Consider the following 12,328-nt stretch of genomic DNA (forward strand, 5'->3'; position numbering starts at 1 on the left):
GCCTGCTGACGGAGAAGTCCACAGTAGACAGGAGGGCCATGGCCACCGCATCCGAAACGATCGCCCGCCGCGCCGAGGAGGTCGGCGTCGAGGTCCGGCTGCACGCCGCCGAGGTCGACGGCGCCCGCAGTCTCGGCATCGGGCAGGACGTCCCGGTCGTTCCCGCGTCGGTGTTCAAGGTTCCGATCGCGCTGGAACTGGCCCGCCAGGCCGCCGAAGGAAAGCTCGATCTCGGCACCCGCATCACAGTCAAGCCCGGGCATCCGACGCCGAGCCCGTACGGTCTCGCCACCTTCCGGCACGACGTCTCGATGTCCTGGCACGATTTGGCGATTCTGATGATCGGAATCAGTGACAACGTTGCCACCGACCTGATTCTCGCCGAGGTCGGCAAAGACGCGGTGAATAGCACGTTGCGGCGCCTCGGATTCACGCGAACCGTCGTGCCGCAGGACTGCGGTGAACTGCTGGCCACCATCGGCGAGGATCTCGGGGTTTCTTACGAGGACGACGAACGCGCGCTCGCCGAACTGACCTACGAACAGGTTTCCGGGTTGCGCGCGCTGCAACCGGAGAAATCGTGCAGCACCACCGCCGCCGAAATGACCCGGCTGCTGGGGCTGATCTGGCGCGACGAAGCGGCCGCCCCGGAGGCGTGCGCGGACGTCCGGCGCTGGATGGAACTGCAGGTCTGGCCGCACCGGCTGCGCTCCGGGTTCCCGGACGATCGCATCCGCACCAGCGGCAAGACCGGGACGTTGCCCGCCGTGCGCAACGAGGTCGGCGTGGTCGAGTACCCGGACGGCGGCCGCTACTCCGTCGCCGTCTTCACCCGCGCCGAGGATTCCCGGTCGAGGGTGCCCGAGCGCGACGCGTTCATCGGTTTCGCCGCGGCGACGGCGGTGGAGTCCCTGCGCACGGCTTGATTCGTCGGAGCGGAGGAACTTTCCCCCGGCTCTCCTCGGTCCGGACGAACAAGTGACGTCCGCCACCGACCTAGCATTTCCGAAACGCCGGTCCACCATCCCCCGGACAGAAGGTGCACATGTCGAAAATTTCCGAGATCGAGACCTGGCTTCAGGAGAATTTCGCCGCTCTGCTGGCCAAGCATCAGGTCCCCGGAGCCGCGATCGCGGTGCTCGCCGGCGGCGAGGTGATCGACCACTCGGCGGGCATCCTGAACAAGGGCACCGGCGTGGAGTCCACTGTGGACTCGGTGTTCCAGATCGGCTCGATCACCAAGGTGTGGACGACCACGCTCGCGATGCAGCTCGTCGACGAGGGCAAGCTGGACCTCGACCGGCCGGTGCGCGACTACCTTCCCGAGTTCGTGCTCGGCGACGACGAGGCCGCGGCGGCGATCACCGTCCGGCAGCTGACCTGTCACACCGCCGGCTTCGAAGGCGACATCTTCACCGACACCGGACCCGGCGACGACTGCGTGGAGAAGCTCGTCGCGACGCTGTCCGACGTGCCGCAGCTCTTCCCGCCGGGCGAGCGGTTCTCCTACAACAACGCTGGCTACTGCGTGCTCGGCCGCGTGATCGAGGTGCTGCGCGGCAAGTGCTGGGACGACTGCGTGCGCGACCACCTCTTCGCGCCGCTCGGCCTGACCCACGCGGCATCCGGCCCGTACGACGCGATCCGCTACCGCGCCGCGATCGGCCACGTTTCCCCGAAGCCGGGCGAGGACCCGGTGCCCGCGCCGATCTGGGCGCTCACCCGCTCGAACTCGCCCGCCGGTTCGACGCTCGCGATGCGCCCGCGCGACCTGCTGACGTTCGTCCGGATGCACCTGAACGAGGGCAAGGCCGACGACGGCACCCAGGTGGTCCTGCCGGAATCGCTGCTCGCGATGCGCGAATCGCAGGTGGACGTGCCCGACCTCGGCATGGCCGAGCACTGGGGCCTCGGCTGGATGCTCTTCGACTGGGACGGCGGCAAGGTCATCGGCCACGACGGCGGCACCATCGGCCAGTCGGCCTTCCTGCGCGTGGTTCCGGAGAAGGGCGTCGCGGTCGCGCTGCTGACCAACGGCGGTCAGCCGATGCACGTGTACCAGGAGATTTTCACGAAGCTGCTGGACGAACTCGCGGGCGTCACCGTTCCGGCACGGCCCGAGCCGAATCCCGCGGCCGCTCCGGCCGACTTTTCCCGGTACGTGGGCGAGTACTCGTCGATGGTCGCCGACACGGTCGTCACCGAGGAGGACGGCAAGCTCTGGATGAGCCGCACTCCGAAGGGAATCTTCGCCGAGATCGGCGCACCCTCGGGGAAGGAAGAACTGCTGCCGAGCCGGGGCGACACGTTCGTCGCGAAAACCGCGCAGTTGCCCGGTGTCTACATGGCACACGCGTTCATCGGTGACGACGGCAACGGCCGCGCGCAGTTCATGCACACCGGACGCGCGGACCGACGGGTCTCGCAGTGAGCGGGATCCGCGAACAGATCGAGGCCGTCTTCGCCGACGCTGGCGCGGAAGGGTTCCTGCACGCCCGGGAGATCGGCGTGCAGGGCCCCGAAGTGTCGGCGGGCGGAGACGACCCGGTCGTCCTGGCCTCGGTGTTCAAGATCCCGGTGGCGCTCGCCTATGCCCGCGAGGTCGCCGCCGGACGTCTCGACGACACCGAACGGACCAAGGTGACCGCGCGGTACCGCATCGGCGGCATCGGCACCGCGGGCTGCGCCGACGACGTCGAGATGAGCTGGCGCGACCTCGCGCACTTCATGCTGACGATGAGCGACAACGCCGCGACCGACGTCCTCTACCACCGGCTCGGCCAGGAAACGGTGGACCGCGTGCTGGCCGATCTCGGGCTCGCCCGCACCCGGCTGATCGGCTGCTGCGAGGACCTGTTCGCGTCTGTCATCGCGGATCTCGGCGGCGCCCCGGACTCCGACCTCGAAGCGCTGTTCAGCGAAGCGACGCCGGAGCAGATGGACAAGCTGTCGGTCCGCGATCCGGAGCGCACCACGTCGTCCACGCCGCGCGAGATCACGACGCTGCTCGACGCGATCTGGACCGACCGGGCAGGCGAACCCGAAGCGTGCGAACGGGTTCGCACGATCATGGCGCAGCAGATCTGGCCGCACCGATTGTCGTCGGGCTTCCCGTCCGGCGTGCGGGTGGCGGCGAAAACCGGGACGCTGCCCGGAATCCGCAACGAAGCGGGCGTGGTGACCCTGGGGGACGGCCGCCGGTTCGCGGTCGCGGTGTTCACTCGCGCGCATTCTCTCGAAGACCGCCTTCCCGCGGTCGACGCGTCCATCGGCGCCGCCGCCCGGCTGGCGCTCGACCACCTCCAGAGCGCGACCCCGTAGGAGAAATCCCATGAAAACTGCCCGGCTCACCGCCGCGATGGCGGGCGTGGTGGCCTTGACCGTGAGCGCGTGCGGGGGATCAGCGCAATCCGGGACGGACCGGACCGCGAACCAGAAACTGGTCGACGGCAAGACTTTCACCTATGCGATCCCGACCGATCCGGGAACGCTCGACCCGGCGATCACCGTGCTGTCGGTCGCCCGCAATATCGACGGGTTCCTCTACGACTCCCTGATCAACCTCGACTCCAAGGGCCAGCCGGAGGCGGCGCTCGCGGAGAAGTGGGAAGCGGACACGACCACCGCTTCGTTCACCCTGCGCAAGGGGGTCACCTGCGCCGACGGGAGTCCGCTGACCGCGAACGACGTGGCGGCGAACATCAACTTCATCGGCGACCCGGCGAACAAGTCCCCGCTGGCGGGCGTCACGGTGAAGAGCGGCACCAAAGCGGTCGCCGGCGAGGGCACGGTCAAGATCACCAGCGGCGCGCCGGACGCGTTCCTGCTCCGCAACATCGCCGGTCTGCCGATCGTCTGCGCCAAGGGAATGGCCGACCGGAAGACGCTCGCCAAGGGAGAGAACGGCACCGGCATGTTCGCCGTGTCCGAGATCGTCCCGAACGACCACTACACCCTGACCCGGCGCAAGGACTACACCTGGGGTCCTGGCCAGTTCGACCCGAAGCAGCAGGGCCTGCCGGACAAGATCGTCGTCCGGGTCGTTCCGAACATGACGACGATGTCGAACCTGCTGCTGTCCGGAGAGGTCAATGCCGGCTCGGTGATCGGGCAGGACCAGCAGCGGCTCAAGGCGCAGCGGCTGTACCACTCCGACATCGTCTCCCCGTTCGGCGAGCTGTTCTTCAACCAGGCTCCCGGCCGGTTCGGCGCCGACCAGGCGATGCGCCGCGCGCTGACCCAGGCGCTCGACCTCCCGCAGGTCGCGAAGGTGCTGACCCGGGACGGCAGCGCGCCGGTCAAGGGCATGGTCACCATCGAACCGCGGCCCTGCGACGGCGATTCGGTCACCGGCAAGATCCCTGGATTCGACGTCGCCGCGGCCAAGGCAGCACTCGATCAGGCGGGCTGGAAGCCGGGGCCGGACGGCATTCGCGTCAAGGACGGGAAGCGGCTGTCGCTGACCGCGATCTACGGCACGCAGGCCGGACCGACGATGGCCCCTGGCGCGGAGCTGATGCAGCAGGGCTGGAAGAGCGTCGGCGTCGACGTCCAGCTCAAGGGCGTCGACAGCCCCGGCCTCAGCCAGGCGCTGTTCGCCACCGGCGAGTGGGACATCTCGATGGCTCCGCTCGGCCTCACCCTGCCCAGCCAGCTGGTGCCGTTCATGTCCGGCGGGCAGCCGCCGGAGGGCACGAACTTCGCGCACATCAAGAACCCGCAGTACGACGCGCTGGTCGCCAAGGCGTCCGCCCAGGCCGGGCAAGCGGGCTGCGCGGACTGGATGGCCGCGGAATCGGCGCTGTTCGAGAAGCAGGACGTCGTGCAGTTCGCGAACACGGTGGTCCCGACCTACGGCAGCAACGCGAAGTTCGACATCGTCAACGGCTACCTCAAGCCGACCACCATCCGGATGTACGCCTGATGACCGGCGCGATCGCCGTCGCGGGCCCGAAGGTCAGCCCCTGGCTGGCCTTCGGCGCCCGCCGCCTCGGGCGGTTCGTGGTGTCGCTGTGGGTGCTGGTGACCATGGCGTTCCTGATGATCCAGCTGATCCCGGGCGACCCGGTGCGTTCGGCGCTGGGCCTGACCGCGCCGATCGAGATGGTCAACGCCCGCCGCGCCGCGCTCGGCCTGGACCATCCGCTGTGGCAGCAGTACCTCGACTATTTCGGCGGGCTGATCCGCGGTGATTTCGGCACGTCGATGCTGACCGGGCAACCGGTCGGCGACGTCATCTCCGACCGGCTCCCGGCGACGCTGCAGCTGGCCTTGCCCGCGTTCGTGGTGGTCATCGGGCTGGCGATCCCGCTCGGCCTGACCTTCGCCGTGCTGACTCGCGGCGGTCGCCGTCGCGGCGCCGAACTCGGCTTCACCTCGACCACCGTGCTGTTCGCCGCGATCCCGGAATTCCTCGTCGCGGTGGCGCTGGTGGCGTTCTTCGCGGTGCAGCTCGGCTGGTTCCCGGTGGCCGGCCACGAGGGCGCGGGTTCGCTCGTGCTGCCGATCATCGCGTTGGCACTGGGTCCGACCTCGACGATGTCCCGGATCGTCCGGGTGGAGACGCTTTCCGTGCTGGGCAACGATTTCGTCCGCACCGCGCGAGCGAAACGGCTGCCCGCCCGGATCGTCTACCTGCGCCACGCGCTGCCGAACGCGCTGACCGCGACGCTGACGCTCGGCGGGCTGATGCTCACCAGCCTCGTCGCGGGCACTGTGCTGGTGGAGAACGTGTTCGCGTGGCCGGGCCTCGGTTCGACGATCTCGCAATCCATTCTGCAGAAGGACTATCCGCTGGTGCAGGGGATCGTGCTCGTGTACGGCATCGGCGTGCTGCTGGTGAACCTCATCGTGGATGTGCTGCTGGCGATCCTCGATCCGCGTTCGACGATCCGGGAGAACTGAGATGGCGAAACGGCGCGGACAACAGTGGCTGGCCGCCGTGCGCACCCCGCTCGGCGCGTTCGCCGCCGTCCTGCTCGTACTGGTGATCGCGGTCGCGGTGCTGGGCCCGATCCTGTGGCAGGACGCGGCTTCGGCGATCGACACGAACGCGATCGGCCAGGGCCCGTCGGGCGACCACCTGGTCGGCACCGACGAACTGGGCCGCGACATTTTCTACCGGGTGCTGGTGGCGACCCGGCTTTCGGTGCTGCTGGCGCTGATCGCCGCGGCACTCGGCGTCGCGACCGGCCTGGTGCTCGGCATGCTGCCCGCGGTGCTGCCGCGCCCGCTGGGCAGATTGCTGACGGCGGCGGTGAACATCGCGGTCGCGTTCCCGGGGCTGCTGCTGGTGCTGTTCTTCGCGGTCATTTTCGGCGTGGGCACCCAAGGTGCGGTGATGGCGATCGGGTTCGCGCTGGCTCCGCAGTTCGCCCGGCTGACGCAGACGCTGTCGGCTTCCGTGGCCGGACGGGACTTCGTGTCCGCCGCCCGAGTGGCCGGTGTCGGCCGGATCCGGTTGCTGTTCCGGCACATTCTGCCGAACATCGGCGAGCCGCTGGCGGTCAACGCCACCATCGGCGCCGGTGGTTCGCTGCTGGCGTTCTCCGGGCTGTCGTTCCTCGGGATCGGTGTGCAGGCCCCGGATTACGACTGGGGGCGACTGCTCAACGAAGGCCTCAACGGCATCTACGTCAACCCGGCGGCGGCGCTCGCTCCCGGCGTCGCGGTGGTCCTCGCGGGGCTCGCGTTCAACCTCTTCGGCGAGACTGTCGCCGGAGTGATCGGCGTGCGAACCCGGTTGCCACGGCTCACTCCTCGCGTGCTGCGAAAGTCCAAAGTGGACCCAGCTGCCGCGGATGACGCTGTGCTGGTCGTCGAGAACCTGGAAGTCGCCTTCCCCCGCCCGACGGGCTGGACGGTTCCGGTGCGCGGCGTGAGCTTCACCGTACGAGCGGGCGAGGCGATCGGAGTGGTCGGCGAATCCGGTTCGGGCAAGAGCTTGACCGGACTCGCGGTGTCGCGGCTGATCGAATCGCCCGGTTCGGTGACCGCGGACCGGCTGGACTTCGCCGGAACTCCCGTGCTCACCACGCCGGAACGCGAATTGCGGACGCTGCTCGGGACGTCGCTGGCCATGGTGTTCCAGGACCCGATGACGTCGTTCAACCCCACCCGGCGGATCGGCCGTCAGCTCGCCGAGGTTTCCGAGCAGCACCAAGGACTCTCGCGAACCAAGGCGTTGGAGCGAGCAGTCGACCGGCTGCGCGCGGTACGCATTCCGGCGGCGGAACGGCGGGCGAAGCAGTACCCGCACGAGTTTTCCGGCGGCATGCGGCAGCGCGCGATGATCGGCATGGGCCTGATGGGCGACCCGCGGCTGATCATCGCCGACGAACCGACAACGGCGCTGGACGTGACCGTGCAACGGCAATTGCTGCGGTTGCTGGCCCAGACCCGCGCCGAACGCGATACCGCGATCATCCTGATTAGTCACGACATCGCGGTCGTTTCCCAGACGTGCGAACGGATCCTGGTGATGTACGCCGGACGGATCGTGGAGGATCTCCCCGCCGCCGGACCGGACATCACGCCGCGGCACCCGTACACGCGGGCGCTGCTGGCCACGACGATCGACCTGGAGACGGACCCGGACGCGCCGCTCGCGGTGATCCCCGGCCGTCCGCCGGAACCGGACCAGATGCCGTCCGGCTGCGCGTTCGCGAGCCGCTGTCCGGTGGCGACCGACCAGTGTCGCGAGGAGGACCCGGAACTGACCGTGCTCGCGCCGGAACATCGGGTGGCGTGCTGGCATCCGGATGCGGCAGTGTCGGAAGCAGTGGGCGCCACCGCCACCTCTGGAGGTGCGAAATGACCGCCCCGCTTCGCCCCCGCTGGCCAAGGTCCGTGAGGGGAACCCTGAGGGACTCAGAGTCCCTCAGGGTTCCCCTCACGGACAGTCGGCGCGGCGAGGCAAGGTCGGACGAGGGAGGAGCGGAATGAGCGAGTTGGTCTTCGACTCGGTCAGCGTCCGGTACGGCGGACGGCGCGGGCTCACCGCGGTGGACGGCGTTTCGCTGACCGTCCCGGCGGGCAAGGTCGTCGGCCTGGTCGGCGAATCGGGTTCCGGCAAGTCGACGCTCGCCCGGGCGGCCGTCGGACTGTCGCCGGTGAGTGCGGGGCGGGTGCTGCTCGGCGGCGTGGACGTGCGGAAACTCCCGCGCCGGCGCCCGCTGCAGATGGTGTTCCAGGACCCGTATTCCTCGCTCAACCCGCGGATGACCATCGGCGAGTCGATCGCCGAAGCCATGCCGCGCGGGACGGATCGCCGAGCCGAGGTCGCCCGGCTGCTGGAGCTGGTGAACCTCGATCCGGAACGTGCCGCGCACCTGCCGGGCCAGCTCTCCGGCGGCCAGCGGCAACGCGTCGCGCTCGCCCGGGCGCTCGCGGGTCAGCCGGAAGCGTTGATCGCCGACGAGATCACTTCCGCGCTCGACGTTTCGGTGCAGGGCGCGGTGCTCAATCTCGTGCGTGAAGTGCAGCGGCAACTCGACCTGTCGATGCTGTTCATCTCGCACAACCTCGCCGTGATCCGGTATCTCAGCGATTTCGTCGCGGTGATGTACCTCGGCCGGATCGTCGAAGCCGGACCGGCCGCGCAGGTGCTCACCGATCCGCAGCATCCCTACACCCGCGACCTGCTCGATGCCGCCCCGTCGGCGCACAAGTCGCTGTTCGACCTCGAACCCGGCGCGACCGCGGACGCGGAACCGGCCGACCCGCACCATCCGCCCGCCGGATGCCGGTACCACCCGCGCTGCCCGGTCGGCCCGCTCGTGCGGAGCGACCGTGAGATCTGCCTCCGGGCGGATCCGGCCGAGGACGCCGCGCCCCGGCGGCACGCCTCGGCCTGCCACTTCAGCGAATCCGAGGGCCACGAGCCCGCGATCTCTCAAGGAGCCAGCGTATGACCCGCCGTCTCGGCATCGATGACCTGTACGCCCTCGCCGCGCCCAGCCAGCCCGCGCTTTCGCCGGACGGCAGCCGCATCGTCTACGTGCTGCGGACCGCGGACCGGGAGGAGGACCGGAACGTCGACGCGCTCTGGACGGTCGGCACCGCCTCCGGCGAGGCCCGCCAGCTCACCCGCGGAAACGCTGACGCGGCACCGAAATGGGCTCCGGACGGTTCCCGGTTGGCGTTCCTGCGCGCCCAGGACGGTCCGCCGCAGGTGTGGGTCCTCCCGGCGGACGGCGGCGAGGCTGAGCAGCTCACCAAGCTCCCGCTCGGCGCGGGCGCACCGGTGTGGAGCCCGGACGGCAGCAAGATCGCGTTCTCCTCGGCGATCGACCTCGCCGCGATTGTCGAAGCGCCGCCGGCGAACACACCGATCGTCGCCGAGCGGCTGGACTACAAGTCCGACGGCCCCGGCCTGCTGAAGACCCTCCGCGGCCACATCCACGTCCTCGACGTCGCCACCGGCGAAGTCCAGCAGCGCACCTTCGGCGATTGGCACGCGGGCCAGCCCGCCTGGTCGCCCGACGGCAAGCACGTCGCGTTCACCGCGTCCCTTGACGACGACGCCGACCTCACCTTCCGGTCCTCCGCCTACGTCCTCGACGTCACCGAGCGGAACGCCGAACCGCGCCTGGTCGGCACTGACCAGGGCATGGCGGGCACGGTCGGCTGGACCACCGACGGCAAGGCGCTGCTAGTGGTCGGCCGCACCGACACCATCACCGGGCACCTCGGTCTGCTGCGCGTTCCGCTGGACGGCGGCGAGACGGTCAACCTGGCCGCCAGCCTCGACCGCAACGTGATGGCCGGCGGCCCCGGCTACCCGGGCGCGCTGCCGCAGCTGAACGAGGCGGGCGACGTCGTGCTGTTCGCGATCCGCGACCGCGGCTGCACCCATCTGTACGAAGTGGACCTTGCCGGCGGAGACCCGCGTCCGGTGCTGGTGGGCGACGGCAACGTGGTGTCCGGAGTGGACTTGGTCGGCGGCCAAGCGGCGATTGTGCTGGCTACCAGCGATTCCTTCGGCGAGGTCGCCGTTCTCGACCGTGCCACGGGTTCGGTCGACGTGCGCACGAAGCACGGCGACACAGTGTCCGAAGTGGAATTGTTCGGCCGCGAGTCGCGCGAATTCACCATCAGCGACGGCACTGTCGTCCAGGGCTGGCTCATCCGCGACCCCGAACGCACTGGCCCGCAGCCGCTGCTGATCGACATCCACGGCGGCCCGCACAACTCGTGGAACGGCGCGGCGGATTCGATTCACCTGTACCACCAAACACTTGCCGCGCGCGGCTGGGCAGTGCTGCTGATCAACCCGCGAGCCAGCGACGGCTACGGCGAAGAGTTCTTCACCGCGGCGATCGGCGCGTGGGGCAGCGCGGACGCGCCGGACTTCCTCGAGCCGATCGACCAGCTCGTCGCCGAAGGCCTCGCCGACCCGGACCGCCTCGCCGTCACCGGATACAGCTATGGCGGCTACATGACCTGCTACCTCACCAGCCGCGACGACCGATTCGCCGCCGCGGTCGCCGGTGGCGTCGTCAGCGACCTGACCAGCCTGGCCGGGACGTCCGACGGCGGCCACTACATGGCAGTCAACGAATTCTCCGGGCTTTCGTCGGGCAAGTACGAGAAGTCCTCGCCGCACGCGCAGGTCGAGCAGGTCCGCACGCCGACGTTGATCCTCCAGGGCGGCGAAGACGTCCGGTGCCCGGTCGGGCAGGCCGAGCAGTGGTTCACCGCGCTGCGCGAGCGCGACGTGCCGTCCCGGCTGGTGCTGTACCCGGGCGGCGCGCATCTGTTCGTTTTGGACGGTCCGCCTTCGCACCGCGCTGACTACAACCAGCGCGTGGTCGACTGGATCGAGCAGTACGCCGGTTCGCGGGTGCCGATCGACGCCGCGCACTGGAGCCGTCGCCTGGCGGAACTGGCGCGCAAGCACGACGTTCCCGGTGCGTCGCTGGGCATCCTGCGCGTCGACACCGGCGAGGAGGTGTTCGCGACCCACGGCGTGCTGAACAAGACGACCGAGGTCGAGGTCACCGAGGATTCGCTGTTCCAGATCGGCTCGATCTCCAAGGTGTGGACGTCGACCGTGGTGATGCAGCTCGTTGACGAAGGCCTGCTCGACCTCGACGCCCCGATCCTGGACGTGCTGCCCGAACTGCGCCTGTCGGACCCGGAGGTGACCAAACGCGTCACCATGCGGCATCTGCTGACGCACACCAGCGGCATCGACGGCGACATCTTCACCGACACCGGCCGCGGCGACGATTGCCTCGAGAAGTTTGTCGACCTGCTGGACGAAGCCGCGCAGAACCATCCTCTCGGCGCGACTTTCTCCTACTGCAACTCGGGTTTCGTGCTCATGGGCCGGGTGATCGAGAAGCTCACCGGGAAGACCTGGGACGCCGCGATGCGGGACAAGCTGTACACCCCGCTCGGCCTCACCCACACCGTCACGCTGCCGGAAGAGGCGCTGCTGTTCCGCGCCGCCGTCGGCCACGTCGCGCCGGACGGCGCTGACCCGGTTCCGGCCCCGGTCTGGCAGCTGCCGCGCTCGGCCGGACCGGCCGGTCTGATCACCGCGCGCACCGCGGACGTCCTCGCCTTCGCCCGCCTGCACCTCACCGGCGGCCTGACCGCGGACGGCACGCGGATCCTGTCGGCGGAATCGGCCGCGGCGATGGCGGAGAAGCAGGCTGACGTCCCGGACAAGCACACCCTCGGCGATTCGTGGGGCCTCGGCTGGATCCGCGACGGCTGGAACGGCCGCCGCGTCATCGGCCACGACGGCAACACGATCGGCCAGTCGGCGTTCCTGCGCCTGCTGCCGGACGCGGGCCTCGCGGTCACGCTGCTGACGAACGGCGGCCACGCACGGGATCTGTACACCGAGCTGTACCGGGAGATCTTCGCCGAACTCGCCGACGTCGCCATGCCGCGTCCGCTCGAACCCCCGGCCACGCCGGTCACCGTGGACGCGAGCCGGCACCTCGGCGTGTACGAACGGGCTGGCGCACACGTCGAGGTGGTGGAGCGCGAGGGCGGTTTGCGCGTCGTGTACACCACCACCGGACCGCTGGCGGAACTGATGCCGGACAAGGTCCAGGAGTTCGACCTGGTGGCGATCTCGGACACGCTGTTCGTGCTCCGGATGCCGGGCGGGCAGTTCTGGACGCCGGTGCTGTTCTACACGCTGCCGACCGGCGAGCCGTATATGCACTTCGGCGCGCGGGCGACGCCCAAGGTGGCCTGACACAGACCCCGGACCCCGGAGCAGAAGCCGGGTTGTGGTCCGTGAAGGGCTCCTTGAGGGAATCTGATTCCCTCAAGGAGCCCTTCACGGACAACGGGACCCCCCCACCAG

7 protein-coding genes and 1 pseudogene are annotated in these 12,328 nt (G+C 69.5%); all 8 read left to right on the forward strand.

Annotation, left to right across the window (positions count from 1 at the left end; translation table 11 throughout):
* The first annotated feature begins 38 nt into the window (after positions 1-38).
* Positions 39-926, forward strand: coding sequence for a serine hydrolase (locus tag ABZX37_RS26305; RefSeq protein ID WP_354743796.1), 888 nt, complete (start codon positions 39-41; stop codon positions 924-926).
* Between the two features lie 119 nt (positions 927-1,045).
* Positions 1,046-2,431: a serine hydrolase gene (locus ABZX37_RS26310; RefSeq protein ID WP_354743798.1), complete on the forward strand. Its 1,386-nt coding sequence runs from the start codon at positions 1,046-1,048 to the stop codon at positions 2,429-2,431.
* A complete protein-coding gene (locus ABZX37_RS26315) occupies positions 2,428-3,321 on the forward strand; it encodes a serine hydrolase (protein WP_354743800.1) in 894 nt (297 codons plus the stop codon). The genes ABZX37_RS26310 and ABZX37_RS26315 overlap by 4 nt, the downstream gene beginning before the upstream one ends.
* A 10-nt stretch (positions 3,322-3,331) precedes the next feature.
* Entirely contained in the window at positions 3,332-4,924 is a 1,593-nt protein-coding gene (locus ABZX37_RS26320) for an ABC transporter substrate-binding protein (protein ID WP_354743802.1), read from the forward strand.
* Positions 4,924-5,904: an ABC transporter permease gene (locus ABZX37_RS26325; protein WP_354743804.1), complete on the forward strand. Its 981-nt coding sequence runs from the start codon at positions 4,924-4,926 to the stop codon at positions 5,902-5,904. Before ABZX37_RS26320 ends, ABZX37_RS26325 begins: the two co-directional genes overlap by 1 nt.
* Position 5,905: 1 nt before the next feature.
* Positions 5,906-7,813, forward strand: a pseudogene (locus tag ABZX37_RS26330) (dipeptide/oligopeptide/nickel ABC transporter permease/ATP-binding protein); the annotation flags it as partial.
* Positions 7,814-7,940: 127 nt separating this feature from the next.
* Positions 7,941-8,912 carry an ABC transporter ATP-binding protein gene (locus ABZX37_RS26335; RefSeq protein WP_354743806.1) on the forward strand — a complete coding sequence of 324 codons (972 nt, stop codon included), beginning with the start codon at positions 7,941-7,943 and terminating at the stop codon, positions 8,910-8,912.
* On the forward strand, positions 8,909-12,217 hold the full coding sequence (locus ABZX37_RS26340; RefSeq protein ID WP_354743808.1) for a serine hydrolase: 3,309 nt from the start codon (positions 8,909-8,911) through the stop codon (positions 12,215-12,217). Before ABZX37_RS26335 ends, ABZX37_RS26340 begins: the two co-directional genes overlap by 4 nt.
* The last annotated feature ends 111 nt before the right edge of the window (positions 12,218-12,328 follow it).

The sequence above is a fragment of the Amycolatopsis sp. NPDC004079 genome (genome assembly GCF_040610415.1).
Lineage (GTDB): Bacteria > Actinomycetota > Actinomycetes > Mycobacteriales > Pseudonocardiaceae > Amycolatopsis > Amycolatopsis halotolerans.

Excerpts from the sequence above, each read along its gene's own strand:
- ABZX37_RS26305 (WP_354743796.1), top strand. The coding sequence starts at position 39 with ATGGCCACCGCATCCGAAACGATCGCCCGCCGCGCCGAGGAGGTCGGC.
- ABZX37_RS26310 (WP_354743798.1), top strand. The coding sequence starts at position 1,046 with ATGTCGAAAATTTCCGAGATCGAGACCTGGCTTCAGGAGAATTTCGCC.
- ABZX37_RS26325 (WP_354743804.1), top strand. The coding sequence starts at position 4,924 with ATGACCGGCGCGATCGCCGTCGCGGGCCCGAAGGTCAGCCCCTGGCTG.
- ABZX37_RS26320 (WP_354743802.1), top strand. The coding sequence starts at position 3,332 with ATGAAAACTGCCCGGCTCACCGCCGCGATGGCGGGCGTGGTGGCCTTG.
- ABZX37_RS26340 (WP_354743808.1), top strand. The coding sequence starts at position 8,909 with ATGACCCGCCGTCTCGGCATCGATGACCTGTACGCCCTCGCCGCGCCC.
- ABZX37_RS26335 (WP_354743806.1), top strand. The coding sequence starts at position 7,941 with ATGAGCGAGTTGGTCTTCGACTCGGTCAGCGTCCGGTACGGCGGACGG.